General features: G+C 62.8%; 12 protein-coding genes. 10 read left to right on the top strand and 2 right to left on the bottom strand.

Annotation, left to right across the window (positions count from 1 at the left end):
• The first annotated feature begins 97 nt into the window (after positions 1–97).
• The 7 genes from EN845_RS04765 to EN845_RS04735 all read left to right on the top strand — a co-directional run bounded on the left by EN845_RS04765 (position 98) and on the right by EN845_RS04735 (position 13,089).
• The gene (locus tag EN845_RS04765) at positions 98–2,560 is read left to right on the top strand and encodes a glycogen/starch/alpha-glucan phosphorylase (protein WP_127871304.1); all 2,463 of its coding nucleotides are present in this window, start codon (positions 98–100) and stop codon (positions 2,558–2,560) included.
• 71 nt (positions 2,561–2,631) lie between these two features.
• Entirely contained in the window at positions 2,632–4,845 is a 2,214-nt protein-coding gene (glgB, locus tag EN845_RS04760; protein WP_127871305.1) for a 1,4-alpha-glucan branching protein GlgB, read from the top strand.
• Positions 4,846–4,896: 51 nt separating this feature from the next.
• Complete coding sequence (gene glgC / locus EN845_RS04755; RefSeq protein WP_127871306.1) at positions 4,897–6,162, top strand: glucose-1-phosphate adenylyltransferase; 1,266 nt, start codon at positions 4,897–4,899, stop codon at positions 6,160–6,162.
• A gap of 21 nt (positions 6,163–6,183) precedes the next feature.
• Positions 6,184–7,629, top strand: coding sequence for a glycogen synthase GlgA (glgA, locus tag EN845_RS04750; RefSeq protein WP_127276090.1), 1,446 nt, complete (start codon positions 6,184–6,186; stop codon positions 7,627–7,629).
• Between the two features lie 3 nt (positions 7,630–7,632).
• Positions 7,633–9,261 carry an alpha-D-glucose phosphate-specific phosphoglucomutase gene (locus EN845_RS04745; protein ID WP_127871307.1) on the top strand — a complete coding sequence of 543 codons (1,629 nt, stop codon included), beginning with the start codon at positions 7,633–7,635 and terminating at the stop codon, positions 9,259–9,261.
• A 196-nt stretch (positions 9,262–9,457) separates the two neighbouring features.
• On the top strand, positions 9,458–11,455 hold the full coding sequence (gene glgX, locus EN845_RS04740; RefSeq protein ID WP_127276088.1) for a glycogen debranching protein GlgX: 1,998 nt from the start codon (positions 9,458–9,460) through the stop codon (positions 11,453–11,455).
• On the top strand, positions 11,455–13,089 hold the full coding sequence (locus tag EN845_RS04735; protein ID WP_127871308.1) for an alpha-glucosidase family protein: 1,635 nt from the start codon (positions 11,455–11,457) through the stop codon (positions 13,087–13,089). Before glgX ends, EN845_RS04735 begins: the two co-directional genes overlap by 1 nt.
• Positions 13,090–13,117: 28 nt before the next feature.
• On the opposite strand, the gene EN845_RS04730 is transcribed toward EN845_RS04735, so the two are convergent.
• Together EN845_RS04730 and EN845_RS04725 are read right to left on the bottom strand one after the other, a co-directional pair.
• The gene (locus tag EN845_RS04730; RefSeq protein ID WP_127871309.1) at positions 13,118–14,887 is read right to left on the bottom strand and encodes a TadG family pilus assembly protein; all 1,770 of its coding nucleotides are present in this window, start codon (positions 14,885–14,887) and stop codon (positions 13,118–13,120) included.
• Positions 14,888–15,334: a TadE/TadG family type IV pilus assembly protein gene (locus EN845_RS04725; protein WP_167531186.1), complete on the bottom strand. Its 447-nt coding sequence runs from the start codon at positions 15,332–15,334 to the stop codon at positions 14,888–14,890.
• 283 nt (positions 15,335–15,617) lie between these two features.
• Between EN845_RS04725 and EN845_RS04720 the strand changes: the two genes are divergently transcribed.
• The 3 genes from EN845_RS04720 (at position 15,618) to EN845_RS04710 (ending at position 19,412) form a co-directional block, all read left to right on the top strand.
• Positions 15,618–17,210, top strand: coding sequence for a peptide ABC transporter substrate-binding protein (locus EN845_RS04720; RefSeq protein WP_127871310.1), 1,593 nt, complete (start codon positions 15,618–15,620; stop codon positions 17,208–17,210).
• 164 nt (positions 17,211–17,374) lie between these two features.
• A complete protein-coding gene (locus tag EN845_RS04715; RefSeq protein ID WP_127279557.1) occupies positions 17,375–18,298 on the top strand; it encodes an ABC transporter permease subunit in 924 nt (307 codons plus the stop codon).
• Complete coding sequence (locus tag EN845_RS04710; RefSeq protein WP_127871311.1) at positions 18,291–19,412, top strand: ABC transporter permease subunit; 1,122 nt, start codon at positions 18,291–18,293, stop codon at positions 19,410–19,412. The genes EN845_RS04715 and EN845_RS04710 overlap by 8 nt, the downstream gene beginning before the upstream one ends.
• The last annotated feature ends 38 nt before the right edge of the window (positions 19,413–19,450 follow it).

Genomic DNA, 19,450 nt, shown 5'->3' with positions numbered 1-19,450 from the left:
TCTCTAAATCGATTGAAAACATGCTGCAATGCACTAGGATGGGCTGGGAGAAACGGTGAAAGCCGGTATGATCAGGCCAAACCGAACGAGAGGCGATATGACATCCGCCATGACGATCGAAGCCCCCGCTCTCGACAATCCCGATCCCAAGACGCTCGCCGAAGAAGTCTTGATGTCGCTCAAATACCGGGTCGGCAAGGACACCACCGTCGCGACCCAGTACGACTGGCTGACCGCCTCGATCAAGGTCGTGCGCGACCGCGTCGTCGACCACTGGATGCAGGCGACCAAGGAAGCCTACGACCAGCAGGAAAAGCGCGTCTATTACCTGTCGCTCGAGTTCCTGATCGGGCGTCTGATGCGCGACGCCTTTTCCAATCTCGGCCTGATGGAGAACATGCGTGAGGCGCTGTCCTCGCTCGGCGTCGATCTCGACCTGATCGCCGCGCTCGAGCCGGACGCTGCCCTTGGCAATGGCGGCCTTGGCCGGCTCGCCGCCTGCTTCATGGAAAGCATGGCGACCGTCGACATTCCCGCGCATGGCTACGGCATCCGCTATGCCAACGGCATGTTCCGCCAGGAAATCCATGACGGTTGGCAGGTCGAACTGCCCGAGACCTGGCTGGACCACGGCAACCCCTGGGAGTTCGAGCGGCGCGAGCGCTCCTTCGAAGTCGGCTTCGGCGGTTCGGTCGAATCGATCACCTCCAGGGACGGCCGGCTCGAACGCCATGTCTGGAAACCGAGGGAGCATGTTCTGGCGGTTGCCTATGACACGCCCGTGGCCGGCTGGCGCGCCAAGCGCGTCAACACGTTGCGCCTTTGGTCCGGCATGCCGATCGATCCGATCCTGCTCGACAAGTTCAACGCCGGCGACCACATCGGGGCGCTGGCCGAAAGCAACAAGGCCGATGCGCTGTCGCGCGTGCTCTATCCCGCCGATTCCCACATGGCCGGACAGGAACTCAGACTCAGGCAGGAATATTTCTTCTCCACCGCCTCGCTGCAGGACATCGTCCAGCGGCATCTGAGCCAATATGGCGACCTGAAGTCGCTTCCCGACAAGGCGGCGATCCACCTCAACGACACCCATCCGGCGATCGCCGTGCCGGAGTTGATGCGGCTTCTGATGGACGTCCACGGCATGGATTTCGATCTCGCCTGGGATATCAACAAGCGTACCTTCGGCTACACCAACCACACGCTGCTGCCCGAGGCGCTGGAAAGCTGGCCGGTGCCGCTGTTCGAGCGGCTTTTGCCGCGTCATATGCAGATCGTCTACGCCATCAACGCGCAGGTGCTGCTGGAGGCGCGCGCCACTGATCAATTCTCCGATGAGCAGATCAGCCGTATCTCGCTGATCCAGGAGAATGGCGACCGCCGGGTGCGCATGGGCAATCTGGCCTTTGTCGGTTCGCATTCGATCAACGGCGTGTCGGCGCTGCATACCGAACTGATGAAGGAGACGGTGTTCGCCGACCTGCACCGGCTCTATCCCGACCGCATCAACAACAAGACCAATGGCATCACGCCGCGGCGCTGGCTCATCCAGTGCAATCCGGGCCTTACCGCGCTCGCCCGCGAGGCGATCGGCGATCGCTTCATGGATGACATCGAGGCGATCAAGGGGCTCGATCCGCTCGCCGACGACACCGCCTTCCGCGAAAAATTCGCCGCCGTGAAGCGCCAGAACAAGGTGAGGCTAGCCAACTTGGTCGCCGACCGCCTCGGCATCAAGCTCGACCCTTCGGCGCTCTTCGACATTCAGGTCAAGCGTATCCACGAATACAAGCGTCAGCTCCTCAACATCCTCGAAGCGATCGCGCTCTATGACCAGATCCGCTCGCATCCCGAGCGCGACTGGATGCCACGCGTGAAATTCTTCGGCGGCAAGGCCGCGCCCAGCTACCACAACGCCAAGCTGATCATCAAACTGGCCAACGACGTCGCCAGGGTGATCAACAGTGACCCTTCGGTGCGCGGCCTGCTGAAGGTCGTGTTCGTACCGAACTACAATGTCAGCCTGGCCGAGGTGCTGATGCCGGCCGCCGATCTCTCGGAGCAGATCTCGACCGCCGGCATGGAAGCGTCGGGAACCGGCAACATGAAGTTCGCGCTGAACGGCGCACTGACCATCGGCACGCTCGACGGCGCCAATGTCGAGATCAAGGAGCATGTCGGCGACGACAACATCTTCATCTTTGGCCTCACCACCGAAGAAGTCGCCGAGCGGCGCAACAATGGCTACAATCCCCGCAGCGTCATCGAGGCGTCCCCCGAACTGGCGCAGGCGGTCGCGGCCGTTTCTTCGGGCGTCTTCTCCCCCGATGATCCCAATCGCTACCGCGATCTGATCAACGGCCTCTACGACAGCGACTGGTTCATGGTCGCGGCGGATTTCGACGCCTATGCCGCCTGCCAGCGCGACGTCGATGCCGTCTGGCGCAACAGCCCGGACTGGTACGCCCGCGCCATCCGCAACGTCGCGCGCGTCGGCTGGTTCTCTTCCGATCGCACGATCCGCCAATACGCCAAAGAAATCTGGAACGTGCCCGTCTGACATGATTGCATGAGGCCACGAACGATGGCCGCAAAAACAAACATTTGGTGCCCGGGGAGGGCGACCGCCTGATGAGGAAGCCGCGCGCGACCGCTGCGACAAGCGGGCCGGACGGACTGGCGTCAGCCAGCGATGTCGAGGCGATTGTCGCCGGTACGCACGGTGATCCTTTTGCGGTTCTCGGTGTTCAGGAGGCCGGCAAGAGCCTGTTCGCGCGCTGCTTCGTTCCGCATGCGGAGTCCGTCACCGCCTACACGCTGACCGGCATCGAGGCAGGCGAATTGACCAGGCGCGACGAAGCCGGTTTCTTCGAGGGCAAGCTGTCGATCAGGAAGCGCCAGCCGCTCCGCTACCACGCGCGCAATGCCGGCGGCGACTGGTGGCTGACCGATCCCTATTCGTTCGGTCCGGTGCTCGGACCGATGGACGATTACTATATCGCCGAGGGCTCGCATCTCAGGTTGTTCGACAAGCTCGGCGCCCAGGTCATTGAGCACGAAGGCGCCACCGGCGTGCATTTCGCGGTATGGGCCCCAAATGCCAGGCGCGTCTCGGTGGTCGGCGATTTCAATGATTGGGACGGGCGCCGGCATACGATGCGCGACCGTCGCGACACCGGCATCTGGGAGCTGTTCATTCCCGATATCGGCGCCGGCCGGCCCTATAAATATGAAATCATAGGTCCCGACGGCGTGAGATTGCCGCTGAAAGCCGATCCATTCGCCTTCAAGTCGGAGCTGCGCCCGGCAACGGCCTCGGTGACCGCGGTGCCCCCGGCGCATCCATGGGGCGACGAGGCGCATCGCAATTTCTGGCGCAACGCCGACCCCCGGCGCGAAGCCATCTCGATCTACGAAGTCCATGCCGGTTCCTGGCAGCTTCGCGACGACGGCACCTTCCTGTCCTGGGATGAGCTGGCCGACCGGCTGATCCCTTATGTGGTCGAGGCCGGGTTCACCCACATCGAATTCCTGCCGATCTCCGAGCATCCCTATGACCCGTCCTGGGGTTATCAGACCACCGGCCTCTACGCGCCATCGGCCCGCTTCGGCGATCCGGACGGCTTTGCTCGCTTTGTCGATGGCGCCCATCGTGCCGGCATCGGCGTCATCCTAGACTGGGTGCCGGCCCATTTTCCTGTCGACGAGCACGGTCTGGTCCATTTCGACGGCACCGCGCTCTACGAGCATGCCGACCCGCGCAAGGGCTTCCACCCGGACTGGAACACCGCGATCTACAATTTCGGCCGCCGCGAGGTGGTGTCGTTCCTCGTCAACAACGCCTTGTTCTGGGCCGAAAAATACCATGTCGACGGTCTTCGCGTCGACGCGGTGGCCTCGATGCTCTACCTCGACTATTCGCGCAAGCAGGGCGAATGGATTCCCAACGAAAAGGGTGGGCGCGAAAACCTCGAGGCGGTCAGCTTCCTGCAGAAGATGAACAAGGAGCTCTACGGGCACCATCGCGGCGTCATGACCATCGCCGAGGAATCGACTTCATGGCCAAAGGTCTCGGCGCCCGTCCATGAAGGCGGGCTCGGCTTCGGCTTCAAGTGGAACATGGGCTTCATGCACGACACGCTGGAGTATTTTTCCAAGGAGCCGATTTTCCGCAAGCACCACCACAATGAGCTGACCTTCGGCCTGACCTACGCCTTCTCGGAGAATTTCGTATTGCCGCTCTCGCATGACGAGGTCGTGCACGGCAAAGGCACGCTGCTGGGCAAAATGGCTGGCGACGACTGGCAGAAATTCGCGACCTTGCGTGCCTATTACGGCTTCATGTGGGGTTATCCCGGCAAGAAGCTGCTGTTCATGGGCCAGGAATTCGCGCAGCGCCGCGAATGGAGCGAGGCGCGCGCGCTTGATTGGAACCTGCTCGATTTCCGGCCGCATCGCGGCGTCTGGCAGACGGTGCGCGATCTCAACTATCTCTACCGTTCACGTCCGGCCCTGCATGGCCGCGACTGCGAGCCCGAAGGGTTTTCCTGGCTGATCGTCGACGACAGCCAGAATTCGGTTTTCGCCTGGGTGCGCAACGCTCCTGGCGGCAATCCGGTCGCCGTCATCTCCAATTTCACGCCGGTGCCGCGCGACAATTATCGTGTACCTCTGCCGAAGGCCGGCAAGTGGCGCGAGATCATCAACACCGATGCTTCCGAATATGGCGGCTCCGGCATGGGCAATGGCGGCGTGGTCGAGGCGAGGGCGGAGGGCAAGAGCATCTCGGCAACGATGCTTCTGCCGCCGCTGTCGACGATCATGCTTGAACTCGCCGACGACTGAACTCGTTAAGGCTGGTCAACGCATAAAGACGAGTAACTTGGGAGGGTATAAATGGCAGACTTGAAAAGAACCCAGCCGCTGGCCCGCGACGCCATGGCCTATGTGCTGGCCGGCGGACGCGGCAGCCGCCTCAAGGAGCTGACCGATCGGCGCGCCAAGCCGGCGGTCTATTTCGGCGGCAAGACGCGCATCATCGACTTCGCGCTCTCCAATGCACTGAACTCCGGCATCCGCCGCCTCGGCGTCGCCACCCAGTACAAGGCGCATTCGCTGATCCGCCACCTGCAACGCGGCTGGAACTTCCTGCGGCCCGAACGAAACGAGAGCTTCGACATCCTGCCGGCGAGCCAGCGCGTGTCGGAAACGCAATGGTATGAAGGCACGGCTGATGCCGTCTACCAGAACATCGACATCATCGAGGCTTATGGCCCGGAATACATGGTGATCCTGGCCGGCGACCACATCTACAAGATGGATTACGAGCTGATGCTGCGCCAGCATGTCGATGCCGGCGCCGATGTCACGGTCGGCTGCCTCGAAGTGCCGCGCATGGAAGCGACAGGCTTCGGCGTCATGCATGTCGATGCCAAGGACAACATCATCGCCTTCGTCGAAAAGCCCGCTGATCCGCCCGGCATTCCGGGTAACCCGGAATTCGCCTTGGCCTCGATGGGCATCTACGTCTTCAAGACCAAGTTCCTGATGGAACAGCTGCGCCGCGATGCCGCCGAGCCGGGCTCCAGCCGCGACTTCGGCAAGGACATCATCCCCTATATCGTCACGCACGGTAAGGCGATCGCGCACCGCTTCACCAAGTCCTGCGTGCGTTCGACCGCCGAGAACGAGGCCTACTGGCGCGATGTCGGCACGGTCGATGCCTATTGGGAAGCCAACATCGACTTGACCGACGTGACGCCGGAACTCGACCTCTACGACCGCGACTGGCCGATCTGGACTTATGCCGAGCTGAAGCCGCCGGCAAAATTCGTCCACGACGAGGATGGCAGGCGCGGTTCTGCCGTGTCGTCACTGGTGTCGGGCGATTGCATCGTCTCGGGCGCTTCGCTGAAGAAGAGCCTGATCTTCACCGGCGCGCGCATCAATTCCTATTCGGCACTCGAAGAAGTCGTCATGCTGCCCGACGTTCATGTCGGCCGGAACGCAAAGTTGAAGCGCGTCGTGATCGACCACGGTGTAAGGATACCGGAAGGGCTGGTGGTCGGCGAGGATCCCGCGCTCGACGCCAAGCGTTTTCGGGTTTCGGAAAAGGGCATCTGCCTGGTCACCCAGGACATGATCGACAAGCTGAAGCTTTAGGCCGGATCGGATTGTAGGCGCATGCATGTTCTGTCGGTCACGCCCGAAATCTTCCCGCTGATCAAGACCGGCGGGCTTGCCGACGTAACCGGGGCGCTGCCGATCGCGCTCGCGGCCAAGGGCGTGACCATGCGCACGCTCATTCCGGGTTTTCCGGTGGTGATGGGCGCCTTCAAGAAAAAGAAGGCCGTCTACCAATACCCCTTGTTGCAAGGCGGCAAGGCCGCGATCCATGCCGTCGAGGTCGCCGGGCTCGATTTGTTCGTGCTCGACGCGCCGCATCTGTTCGACCGCCCCGGCGGCCCCTATGGCAACGCCTCGGGCGCGGATTGGCCGGACAATTGGCGGCGCTTCGCGGCGCTGAGCCAGGCCGGCGCCGATATCGCCGGCGGCGCCATTTCGGGCTACCTGCCTGACATCGTGCATGCCCATGACTGGCAGTCGGCGATGACGCTGGCTTATATGCGCTACGGCAAGGCGGTTGGCACGCCATCAATGATGACCGTCCACAATCTCGCCTTCCAGGGTCAGTTCGGCGCTGGAATCTTCGGCGAACTCGGCCTGCCGGCCGCTGCGATGGCGCTTGACGGCGTCGAATATTATGGCGGCGTCGGCTTCCTCAAGGCGGGTCTGCAGGCGGCCTGGGCAATCACCACGGTGAGCCCGACCTATGCGCAGGAGATCCGTTCACCGGAATTCGGCATGGGCCTCGATGGTCTCATCAACATGCGTTCAAGCGATCTCCATGGCATCGTCAACGGCATCGACACCGCCATCTGGGATCCGGCAACCGATAGACATCTGGTGTCGACCTATACGGCCGAAACGTTGAAGGCCCGCGCGCCCAACAGGGCGGCCGTCGAGGACCGTTTCGGTCTCGACCGCGACGGCAGCCCGATTGTCTGTGTCGTCAGCCGGCTAACCTGGCAGAAGGGCATGGACATATTGGCGACGGTGATCGACGGCATCGTTGCGACAGGCGCCAGGCTGGCCATCCTCGGCTCGGGCGACGCCGGCCTCGAAGGCGCGCTGCTGGCGGCCGCCGCACGCCACCGTGGCCGCATCGGTGTGGTCGTCGGCTATGACGAGGGGCTGTCGCACATCATGCAGGGCGGCTGCGACGCCATCGTCATCCCTTCGCGCTTCGAACCCTGCGGGCTGACGCAGCTTTACGGCCTGCGCTATGGCTGCGTGCCGGTCGTTGCCCGCACCGGCGGCCTCGCCGACACCATCATCGACGCCAACGAAGCGGCGATTGCAGCCGGCGTGGCGACCGGCTTCCAGTTTGCCCCCAACAATGGTGGCGCGCTGCTGCACGCCATTCGCCGTCTGGCCGACGCCCACGCCAGTTCAGCAACCTTCGAGACCATCCAGCGCCAGGGCATGAAGACCGATGTGTCGTGGGATCGAAGCGCCGAAAAATACGTCGAACTCTATCGCCTGCTGCTTTCGAAAAGGGTTGCCTGAAGCATGATACGCACCGTCCCCACCAAGCCCTATTCCGACCAGAAGCCCGGCACGTCGGGACTGCGCAAGAAGGTGCCAGTGTTCCAGCAGGAGCACTATGCCGAGAACTTCATCCAGTCGATCTTCGACGCGCTCGACGGATTTGCCGGCAAGACCCTGGTCATCGGCGGCGATGGCCGCTTCTACAACCGCGAGGTCATCCAGAAGGCCATTGCCATGGCCGCCGGCAACGGCTTCGGCAAGGTGATGGTAGGGCAGGGCGGCATATTGTCGACGCCGGCGGCCTCGCATGTCATCCGCAAATACAAGACCTTCGGCGGAATCATCCTGTCGGCCAGCCATAATCCCGGCGGCCCGCATGAGGATTTTGGCATCAAGTACAATGCCGGCAATGGCGGCCCGGCGCCGGAAAAGCTGACCGACGCCATCTTTGCCAAGACCAAGGCGATTTCGAGCTTCAAGATCGCCGACATCGATCCAATCGACATCGATACGGTCGGCACCGTCAAGGCCGGCGGCATGACCGTCGAGATCATCGATCCGGTCACCGACTATGCCGAGTTGATGGAGAGCCTGTTCGATTTCGACGCGTTGCGCAAACTGTTCAAGTCGGGCTTTCGCATGCGCTTCGACGCCATGCATGCGGTGACCGGACCCTACGCCAAGGAAATCCTCGAACACCGGCTCGGCGCACCGAACGGCACCTGCCGCAATTTCAAGCCGCTGCCCGATTTCGGCGGCCATCACCCCGATCCCAACCTTGTCCATGCCAAGCACCTCTATGACGAGATGATGGGGCCGGACGCGCCGGATTTCGGCGCCGCTTCCGACGGCGACGGCGACCGCAATTTGATCATCGGCAAGGGCATTTTCGTCACCCCGTCGGATTCGGTCGCCATGCTTGCCGCCAATGCCCGCCTGGCGCCCGGCTACAAGGAGGGGCTGAAGGGCATCGCCCGCTCGATGCCGACCAGCGGTGCCGCCGACCGCGTCGCCCACAAGCTCGGCATCGGCATCTACGAGACGCCGACCGGCTGGAAGTTCTTCGGCAATCTGCTCGACGCCGGCATGGCGACGATCTGCGGTGAGGAAAGTGCCGGCACCGGCTCCAACCATGTCCGCGAAAAGGACGGTCTGTGGGCGGTGCTCCTGTGGCTCAACATCCTCGCCGCGCGCGGCGAAAGCTGCAAGCAGATCGTCACCGAGCACTGGGCGGCCTATGGGCGCAATTACTATTCGCGGCATGACTATGAAGAGGTGGAGAGCGACCGCGCCAATGCGCTGGTCGACGAACTCAGGGCCAAGCTCGGCTCGCTGCCCGGCACCAGCGTGCGCGGCCTGAAGATCGCCAATGCCGACGATTTTGCCTATCACGACCCGGTCGACCGCTCGACCAGCGAGCACCAGGGCATAAGGATGCTGTTCGAAGGCGGCTCACGCGTCGTCTTCCGCCTCTCCGGCACCGGCACCTCGGGCGCGACCCTGCGCGTCTATATCGAGCGCTACGAGCCGGACAAGTCGAGGCACGATCTCGACACGCAGGAGGCGCTCGCCGATCTCATCGCCGCCGCCGACGACATTGCCGGGATCAAGAGCCACACCGGCCGCGACAAACCCAGCGTGATTACTTGAGGGTGGGGAGGCGCGACTCCCCCTTCTCCCCTTGTGGGAGAAGGTGTCGCCGAAGGCGACGGATGAGGGGTGCTCCAGCTTGGCGCAAACCGGCGCCCGGGACACCGATGCCTCATTCCTTCCAACACCCCTCATCCGTCTCGGCGCTGCGCGCCGATCCACCTTCTCCCACAAGGGGAGAAGGGAAGGCGCTCGCGTGAACAATCTCGGCGCCGCCATCACTTCCGAAGGCATCCGCTTTGCCGCCTGGTCGTCGTCGGCGCGGCGGCTCTGGGTGTCGATCTTCGATGAAACCGGCGACCACGAAATCGAGCGGCTTGAACTCCAGCCCGAAGGCGAGGGTTTTTACGCCCTGTTCGTCGCGGGTCTCGCCGCCGGCACCCGCTACGGCTTTCGTGCCGATGGCGACTATGCACCCGAGCGTGGGCTGTGGTTCGACCCCGACAAGCTGCTGACCGATCCTTATGCCGCCGAAATCGACCGGCCCTATGCCTATCACTGGCGGCTCGCCGCGCGGCGCAATGAGGGTGCCGACACCGCGTCGCTGATGCCCAAGACCGTGGCCAAGGCCTTGCCCGCGGCCCCACCGATCCTGCCGCCGCTGTTTCGTCCGGGCGGCCTGATCTACGAACTGAATGTCCGCGCCTTCACCAAGCTCCACCCGGATGTGCCGCAAGAACAGCGTGGTACGATCGCCGCACTTGCCCATCCGGCCATCATCGAGCATCTGCAAAGGCTCGGCGTCTCCGCCGTCGAATTGATGCCGGTGACGGCGTCGATCGACGAGCGGCATCTGCCGCCGCTGGGCTTGAGCAACGCCTGGGGCTACAATCCCGTCACCTTCATGGCGCTCGACCCTCGCCTCGCACCCGGCGGCCTGACGGAATTACAGGACACGGTCGCAGCGCTGCGCCGGGTTGGCATCGGCACCATTCTCGACCTCGTCTTCAACCATACCGGCGAAAGCGACAGGCTGGGGCCAACGCTCTCGCTGCGCGGCCTCGACAACCAGGCCTACTATCGGCATCGGCCGGATGGCGGGCTGGTCAATGACACCGGCACCGGCAACACCATCGCTTGCGACCATCCGGTGGTGCGCGAAATGGTGCTCGACACGCTCCGTCATTTCGTGCGCCGGGCTGGCGTCGACGGCTTCCGGTTCGATCTGGCTCCGGTGCTGGGCCGGGTCGATGGTCTGTTCGATCCGGAAGCACCACTGCTCCGGGCCATTGCCGATGATCCGGTACTTTGCGACCGCGTGCTGATCGCCGAGCCTTGGGATATCGGGGCAAACGGATATCAACTGGGCAATTTTCGGCCACCGTTCCTCGAGTGGAACGATCGCTACCGCGACGATGTCAGACGCTTCTGGCGCGGCGATGCCGGCATGGTCGGCACTCTCGCCACGCGCCTTGCCGGTTCGTCCGACGTGTTCAACAGGGCAGGGGAGCCGGCAAGCCGCAGCGTGAACTTCATCGCCGCCCATGACGGCATGACGCTGGCCGACATCGTCGCCTACGAGCGCAAACACAACGCCGACAATGGCGAGCAGAACCGCGACGGCCATAACGACAACCTGTCCTGGAACAATGGCGTCGAGGGAGACACGAACGAGGCAGCGATCATCAAGGCGCGCTTCGACGACCAACGCGCACTGCTCGCCACGCTGTTCGCCTCGCGCGGCACCATCATGCTGACGGCAGGCGACGAATTCGGCAGAACGCAGCAAGGCAACAACAACGCCTATGCGCAGGACAACGCCATTACCTGGCTTGACTGGACAGGCCGCGATCAGGCGCTGGAGCGTTACGCATCGGCGCTTGCAGCGCTTCGCCAGGCGGTGCCGGCACTGTCGGACACACGTTTCCTGGCCGGAGAACCGGTCGAGGCTTCAGGCGTTCCCGACGTCGCCTGGCTGACCGAGACGGGTGAGCCGCTCGCAGAGACCGACTGGAACGACTCCAGCCGGCATCGCCTTGTCATGCTGCTTGGCGGCGAGGATGGCAGGCTTGCCGTCATGATCAATGGTGACCGCCGCCAATGCGTCTTCACCTTGCCGGCGCGCGATGGCTTCCAGTGGCGCCCGGCAATCGAGACACAGGCGATCGACCTCCTGCGCCCGCTGCCGGGCCGCAGCGTCAATTTCATGATCGAGGGCCGGACCGGAAACGGTGGCGCCGGGAAGGGTTCGTAATGGCCGACGACAATGCCAGGCAGGGAGCCGAGTGGTGGCGAGGCTGCGTCATCTATCAGATCTATCCGCGCTCTTTCCAGGACACGACCGGCGATGGCAGCGGCGATCTCAAAGGTATTACGGCAAGGCTCGCCCATATCGCCTCCCTCGGCGTCGACGCTGTCTGGCTGTCGCCCTTCTTCAAGTCGCCCATGGCCGACATGGGCTATGACGTATCGGACTACTGCGACGTCGACCCGATGTTCGGCACGTTGGCGGATTTCGACGCGCTGGTCGCCGAAGCGCATCGGCTCGGCCTGAAAATCATCATCGACCAGGTGCTGTCGCATTCATCCGACAAGCATGAATGGTTCATCGAAAGTCGCGCCAGCCGCGACACCGCCAAGGCCGACTGGTACGTCTGGGCCGACGCCAGGCCCGACGGCGGCGCGCCCAACAATTGGCTGTCGGTCTTCGGGGGGCCATCCTGGGAGTGGGACGCGACCCGTCGCCAATATTACATGCACAATTTCCTCGCCTCGCAGCCGGATCTCAATTTCCACAATCCGGAAGTCCAGGACGCGTTGCTGGACACGGTGCGGTTCTGGCTGGAGCGCGGTGTCGACGGCTTCCGGCTCGACACGGTCAATTACTATGTCCACGACCGCTGGCTGCGCAGCAATCCGCCCTTGGCTTCGAGCGTTGCCGGCACCAACACGGAAACCAACACCTACCTCTATCAGGAGCATCTGTTCGACAAGACGCAGCCGGAGAACCTGGCGTTCCTCAGGCGTTTCCGCGCGTTGCTCGACGAATTTGGCGACCGCGCCGCCGTCGGCGAGATCGGCGATGAAGGCCGCTCGCTGCAGACGCTCGCAGCCTACACCTCCGGCGGCGACAAGCTTCAGATGAGCTACACGTTCGATTTGCTCGGCTCGCAATTTTCGGCGGCGCATGTGCGTGGTTGCGTCGAGGCGTTTGAGAATGCGGTTGCCGACGGCTGGGTCTGCTGGGCCTTCTCCAACCATGACGTCGTGCGCCATGTCAGCCGCTGGACGCGGCCGGATGGCGATCCCGATCTGGTGGCCAAATTCTCGATCATGCTGCTCGCCTGCCTGCGCGGCTCGATCTGCCTCTATCAGGGCGAAGAACTCGGCCTTGAGGAAGCGGAGCTTGCCTATGAAGATTTGCGCGATCCCGTCGGCATCCGTTTCTGGCCGGGCGTGAAGGGCAGGGACGGCTGCCGCACGCCGATGGCCTGGGAGGTCGGGGCCGACAATGCGGGCTTTTCCACCACAAAACCATGGCTGCCTGTGCCGGCAAGCCATCGCGCCCGTGCGGCGGATGCGCAGAACGGCGAGGAGCAATCGGTGCTGTCGGTCTACCGCTCCACGCTTGCCTTGCGCAGACAGCACCCGGCACTGGTCGGTGGTTCGATCCGTTTTCTCGACGCCGAGGGAGACATGCTCGCCTTCATCCGCGAAGGAGACGGGGAGAGGCTGCTCTGTGTCTTCAATTTCGCCGGGGAGCCGGCGACGTGGCCCTTGCTGCCTGATATCGGAACCGTCGCGGCTGTCCTGGGCGGTACCGCGGCTGTCGAGGAAAACGCGCTCTCGCTGCCGGCTCTCGGTTGCTTCCTCGGTCGGCTCGGCTGATCGGCGCTTCGGTTGCGGCCAAGCGGTCCTACTGAACGAGCACTGCCCGTCCGCAGGTCGCACCGGTGACGCGCACGTCGGCCTGGCCGACACCGACGCCCAGGGCTGAAAGCACATTGTAGAGCAAGTCGTCGACGGGCGCCGTTACGGTGTTGAGCAGGGCCACCACTGCCGGTTTGACCGTTCCAAGCAGGGCGGTCAGATCGATGCCCAAACCAAGCGCATTGACCGAAAGCGACAGGTTGTTGACCAGAGACGTGGTGAGCGACTGCGAGATGTTTCGCGTCGAAACGGTCTTGATCGTCTTGTTGGCGATGTCGGTTGCGTTGAAGGTCAAGGTCTGCGGGCTGTTGTTGGTGATCGCGGTCGCGGCCGAACCCATCACCTGAATCAGCGGGATGTTGATCAGCAGGAGCTTCAGACTCACATCGGCGATCTCGGCGTCGGTGAAGGTCTGCGGCTGGCTGAAATCGGCGAAGCCGGACGGGTTGTTGCTGTTGGCCAGGTTCAAACGCGCAATGCCGGGGTGCGCGGCGATGGAGACATTGATGCTGGACGGCCCTGTCGGACAGCTTATGTCGGTCAGCTTGGCCTCGGCATAGGCGACTTCCACATTGAGCGGCAGATTGACGGCAAGCAGGCTGATGCCGCCGGCCAGGCTCGGCGTGCCGACACCGACGGAGGCCGTCAGCTTGATGCGCGTCTGGGCGGTCCGCACGACGGTGCCGATGCCATCGATGGCCAGCCAGGGCGAGGATTGCATCGGCTCCCCAATGGCGATGCTGAGCTTGGTGGAGAGCAGCCCCGGGATGGTCGCGCCGAGATCGACCGCGGCCTGGTTGGTGCCGTTGGCGAGTACGGCCGCCGCCGTCAGCATCCCCATTGCGCTTGCGTCTACGCCAAGGCCGGACGGCTGTTGCCCGAGGCCCAGGCTGCCGATGGAACCAAGGTTGACAAGACTGCTGAGTGGGATCTTGACGGTGCTGGTCGACTTGGAGGCGATGGTCTGCAAGGCGACCTTGGCGGTATTGCCGAGACCGGGAACATTGGCCATGGCAGTAGCGATCTGGCCGACGGTCGCCTTCGAGGCCAAAACGTCGGAATAGGTGCCGGCCGTGATGTTCAGTTGTGTGCCGAGCGCACTGACGAAGGAAAGCACGCTTACATCGGCCGAGATCAGTCCGTTGTAATCCATGACGCTGAGCGAGATGTTGCCGCCGAGAAGTCCGCTCAAAAGTGGGTTGAGGATGCCGCCATTGACGCTGAGCAATCTCGACCCGACCGAGAATGTCGCCTGCGGCGTCATGCTGGCGGTGGCTTGGGTGCCGATGACGGGAGTGGGGATCAGCGAGCTTGCGAAGTAGCGCTTGGGGATCTTCGCCAAAGTCACCCGGACGGCATTGTAAGGCGTCACGCCCGCCTGGAAGCGCTGGCTGACATTAGCGGTCGATGAGGCATATCGGCCTTGCGTAACCGTCACCACCGTCTTCCCGGCGGCCGCCGGGATGGTCTGGCCCGAAGCTTGAACAACGACACCCGGCATGCCGTTGTCGGTGAGCGTGGTGACGACGGCTGTGTTGACGTTGTTGATGTTCGAGGCAGCGGTGATCGCTGCCAGGTCGACCATCGCCTGGGCTTCCCGGCGCTCGGTGTAGATGGAGGCCTCGTCTATCGCCACCGCGGCCAGGGCCAGCGCGACCGGCGCGCTCAATGCGGTCATGACGGCGAAGTTCGCCTTCCTGTCCCCCATCATCGACCGTGCAAGCCGGCCGATGCCCTTGCCCGCCCGCTGCAGCATTCAGATACCCCCGACCCTGATCGTTGACTGACGCCTGATGGTCGTCCCTGGCATGGCTATGCCCGGGAACAGATTCCAGATCGGCAGGTTGCGGGCATCGTACGAGATGGACACCACGAACTGGCTTCCGTCGGCAACGCTGTCATTGGCCTGGTAGGTCAGTTTGCTGGCGTCCACGAAGGGGTAACCGCCGGCGTTGTTGGCGAGGTAGCTGGCCACGAGCGTCTGGCGCTCGGTCTGGTTCACCCCGGCGATAGCCGTCCGGGCGGCGTCGGCTGCAATTTGCTGTATCGAATTGGCGGCGCCAAAATAGATGCCGTACCCAACCATCCCGAGCAAGAGAAGCATGAAGAGCGGCGACAGCAGGGCGAACTCGACCGCTGAAGTGCCCGAATTGTCTGTTCGGAACTGGCGCCTTCGGACCTTGGAAATGAGGTTGTGAACCATGGCTCCACCATGCCCAAGTTCGCATGCAGAAAGCGAAAACTCTGGACGCAACCAAAGGATGTGCTCGATTGAAAAAGACTCTCTAATTTAGTCATTTCTTCTGCAATAATGAGGCTTGACTTAGGGTCAATCAGTACTCGGTTGAAAAGATCTGACCTCCTGTCTAGTCTCCTGCCACCAGCCGCCGGAGGGAACCGGCGGCGCGCTCAAAGGAGCCAGACATCGGTTCCGGGGCGTCAACACGTAAAGGCGCGCCGATGGCAGCGCCGACAGGGAGAACTTCATGCTGAAAAATATGCTGAAGGCGACGGTGTTCGCCACGACCATGACCTTGGCTGCCGGTACGTTCTTGACGCCAGCCTTCGCCGAGACCGTCTATAACAGGGGCACCGCCGCTGAATCCGAATCGGTCGACCCACACAAGACCTCGACGGTCTATGAAGCCAACGTGCTGCGTGACCTGTTCCAGGGACTGGTCATGCAGGATGAGAAGGCCAACCTCATTCCGGGCGCCGCCGAAAGCTGGACGGTATCGGATGACGGCACGGTCTATACCTTCAAGCTGCGCAAGGACGGCATGTGGTCGGATGGCAGCCCGGTGACGGCGGACGACTTCGTCTACGCCTTCCACCGGCTGGAGGATCCGGCGACCGGCGCGGAATACGCTTCGATGCTGTATCCGGTGAAGGGCGCGGAGGACGTCAACACCAAGAAGGGCAAGCCGGAGGACATGGGCGTCAAGGCGATCGACGCCAACACCCTGGAAGTGTCCTTGAAGGCGCCGACGCCGTACTTCCTGGAGATGCTGACCCATCAGGCGACCTATCCGGTCAGCAAGGCCTCGATTGAAAAGCTCGGCGCCGACTGGATCAAGCCCGGCAAACTGGTTTCGAACGGCGCCTATACGCTGGCTGAATGGGTTCCCAACGACCACATGAAACTGGTCAAGAATCCGAAATTCTGGGACGCCGCGACCGTCAAGTTCGACGTAGTCAACTACATCCCGACCGAAGATCGTTCGTCGGCGATGAAGCGCTTCGAGGCCGGCGAACTCGACAGCTATGACGATCTGCCGACCGAACAGCTGGCCGACCTCAAGACCAAGTTCGGCGACCAGATCCATGTCGGACCGTATCTCGGCACCTACTACTATGCGATCAAGACCGACAAGGCGCCGTGGAACAATCCGGAGCTGCGCAACGCCATCTCGATGGCGATCGACCGTGACTTCATCGCTGAAAAGGTCTGGCAGAACTCGATGCTGCCCGGCTATTCGATGGTGCCTCCCGGCATCGAGGGCTACACGCCCGCAATGGCCAAATACGCCGACATGCCGCAGATCGACCGCGAGGACGCCGCCAAGAAAATCCTCGAGAAGCTTGGCTACACGCCCGAGCATCCGCTGAAGATGGAGATCCGCTACAACACCTCGGAAAACCATAAGAACACGGCAGTGGCGATCCAGGAACAGCTGAAGCCGCTAGGCGTCGACGTCACGCTGCTCAACACCGACACCAAGACCCACTACTCCTTCCTCGAGCAGAAGGGCGACTATGACGTGGCGCGTGCCGCCTGGATCGCCGACTACAAGGATCCGGAAACCTTCCTCGGCATCACGCGCAAGGCCAGCGGCAACAACTATTCGAACTACAACAGCCCGCAATACGAAGCGGCAATGGACAAGGCCGCGGCCGCCGGCGGCAAGCCCGAAGAGCGCATGAAGGATCTCTCCGCGGCCGAGCGCATCCTCATCGACGATGTCGGCCAGATCCCGCTTCTCTACTACAGCTACCACGATATCGTTTCCTCGAAGCTGCACGGCTTCGTCGACAATGTGATGGACGTGCATCCGTCGCGCTTCGTCAGCAAGGACTGATCCCTGGCCAAGCCGCCGCGCAACCGAATGCGCGGCGGCGCTGGTTTGCCATCGCATCGGTCCGGGAAGCGGAATCGATTTTCGGAAAGTTCGGTGCGAAGATTTGAAGGCTGGAGCGCAATCGTCCGAGTGGACGGGCGTGCTCTGGATCAAGCGGGGCACCGATGCTGCGATACGTATTCCGGCGGCTTTTGACCGCCATCCCGACGCTGTTCGTCATCGTGACGATGGCGTTCTTCCTGATGCGCGTCGCGCCAGGCGGTCCGTTCAACCAGGAGCGGGGTCTGAGCCCCGAGATCAAGGCCAATCTTGAAGCCCAGTTCGGCCTCAACGATCCGCTCTGGCTGCAATATGTCCACTATCTCGGCAATCTGCTGCGCGGCAATTTCGGCCCGAGCTACAACATGCCGGATTTCACCGTCACCGAACTGTTTGCCAAGGGCCTGCCCATTTCCGTCCAGCTCGGTGCCTCGGCGCTGATCCTGGCGCTGTTGCTCGGCAGCGTGCTCGGCACCATTGCCGCGCTTAACCAGAACAAGCTTGGCGACTATACGGTGATCGCCCTGGCGACCGCCGGCAGCACCATCCCCACCTTCGTCATCGCGCCGGTGATCCAGCTCCTTTTCGGGCTGACCTGGAGGCTGTTGCCGATCGGCGGCTGGGGCGACGGCGCCTTCATCAACAAGGTCGGCCCGGTGCTGACGCTTGCCTTGCCGCAGATCGCCATCGTTGCCCGCCTGATGCGCGGCTCGATGATCGAATCGCTGCGATCCCATCATATCCGAACGGCGCGCGCGCTCGGCCTCTCCGACTGGTCGGTGGTGGTCAAGCACGCGCTGCGCGGCGCCATCCTGCCGATCGTCTCCTTCACCGGCCCGGCTGCGGCGGCACTGCTGACCGGCTCGGTCATCGTCGAGACGATCTTCTCCATTCCCGGAGTCGGCCGCTATTTCGTCGATGCCGCGCTCAACCGCGATTACACACTGGTGATGGGAACGGTGGTGGTGATCGCCATTTTCACCATCGTCTTCAACCTGATCGTCGACGTCATGTACGCGGTCGTCGACCCTAGGGTGCGCTATGACTGACATCACGGCCACGGCTCCCGCCATCGTTGGTCGCTCGCTTTGGGGCGATGCCTGGGCGCGCCTCAAGGCCAATCGCGCCGCCATGTTCAGCCTCTACTACCTCATTCTGATCGGTGTCGTCAGCGTCTTTGGCCCCTGGTTCGTGCCGCATCAATACACGACCATCTACGCCGACTATGTGCGCATGCCGCCAAGCCTGTCGGCCTACCCGAAACCCGATATGATCGAGACGGCGCTTGCCGAAGCGATCAAACGCATGCGGGTCGACATCAAGGAGTGGCACCAGGAAGGGAGCCAGGTCTTCGTCACGGTCAAGTCGACCAAGCCGATCGACGACCGCAACATCCGCTACCTCGACCGTTCCGATGCCTTCGACGACACCAAGATAGAGAGCAAGTCCCCCGACGGCCTCGAAGTGACGATGAGCGCATCGGTCAAGCAGCAGTATTTCCTGTTCGGAACCGACAACACTGGCCGTGATCTGTTGTCGCGCACGCTGATGGCCGGGCGCATCTCGCTTGCCATCGGCCTGCTCGCCGGCATCGTTGCGGTGGTGATTGGTGTGATCTATGGCGCCGCCGCCGGCTTTTCCGGCGGCAAGGTCGACGAGGTGATGATGCGCATCGTCGACGTGCTCTATTCCTTGCCGTTCATCTTCTTCGTCATCATGCTGATGGTGTTCTTCGGCCGCAACTTCGTGCTGATGTTCCTGGCGGTCGGTGCCGTGCTGTGGCTCGACATGGCGCGCATCGTGCGCGGGCAGGCGCTGTCGATCCGCCGGCAGGAATATGTCCAGGCGGCGGAAGCCATGGGCATCGGCCAGCGCGGCATCCTGGTGCGCCATGTCATCCCCAACCTGCTTGGCCCCGTGGTGATCTACATGACCCTGCTGGTGCCGCAGGTCATCATCCTGGAGAGCTTCCTGTCGTTCCTCGGCCTCGGCATCCAGGAGCCGATGACCAGCTGGGGCGTGCTGATCTCCGTCGGCGCCAAGAACATCGGCACCGCCAACTGGCTGCTCCTGTTTCCCGCCTTCTTCCTCGTCTCGACATTGTTCGCCCTGAATTTCGTCGGCGACGGCCTGCGCGACGCGCTCGACCCAAGAGATCGATAAAGATTGGGATCGGTAAAAATGGGGATAGATAAAATGGG

The organism is Mesorhizobium sp. M8A.F.Ca.ET.202.01.1.1, assembly GCF_004791595.1.
In the GTDB taxonomy this organism is placed as follows: Bacteria; Pseudomonadota; Alphaproteobacteria; order Rhizobiales; family Rhizobiaceae; genus Mesorhizobium.
Note: the sequence above shows the minus strand (reverse complement) of the source record. Positions and strands in the feature narration are given on the sequence as shown.

What these genes read in the sequence shown, in the direction of transcription:
- EN845_RS04765 (WP_127871304.1), top strand. Translation starts at nt 98, where the DNA reads ATGACATCCGCCATGACGATCGAAGCCCCCGCTCTCGACAATCCCGAT.
- glgB (WP_127871305.1), top strand. Translation starts at nt 2,632, where the DNA reads ATGAGGAAGCCGCGCGCGACCGCTGCGACAAGCGGGCCGGACGGACTG.
- glgC (WP_127871306.1), top strand. Translation starts at nt 4,897, where the DNA reads ATGGCAGACTTGAAAAGAACCCAGCCGCTGGCCCGCGACGCCATGGCC.
- glgA (WP_127276090.1), top strand. Translation starts at nt 6,184, where the DNA reads ATGCATGTTCTGTCGGTCACGCCCGAAATCTTCCCGCTGATCAAGACC.
- EN845_RS04745 (WP_127871307.1), top strand. Translation starts at nt 7,633, where the DNA reads ATGATACGCACCGTCCCCACCAAGCCCTATTCCGACCAGAAGCCCGGC.
- EN845_RS04735 (WP_127871308.1), top strand. Translation starts at nt 11,455, where the DNA reads ATGGCCGACGACAATGCCAGGCAGGGAGCCGAGTGGTGGCGAGGCTGC.
- EN845_RS04730 (WP_127871309.1), bottom strand. Translation starts at nt 14,887, where the DNA reads ATGCTGCAGCGGGCGGGCAAGGGCATCGGCCGGCTTGCACGGTCGATG.
- EN845_RS04725 (WP_167531186.1), bottom strand. Translation starts at nt 15,334, where the DNA reads ATGGTTCACAACCTCATTTCCAAGGTCCGAAGGCGCCAGTTCCGAACA.
- EN845_RS04720 (WP_127871310.1), top strand. Translation starts at nt 15,618, where the DNA reads ATGCTGAAAAATATGCTGAAGGCGACGGTGTTCGCCACGACCATGACC.
- EN845_RS04715 (WP_127279557.1), top strand. Translation starts at nt 17,375, where the DNA reads ATGCTGCGATACGTATTCCGGCGGCTTTTGACCGCCATCCCGACGCTG.
- EN845_RS04710 (WP_127871311.1), top strand. Translation starts at nt 18,291, where the DNA reads ATGACTGACATCACGGCCACGGCTCCCGCCATCGTTGGTCGCTCGCTT.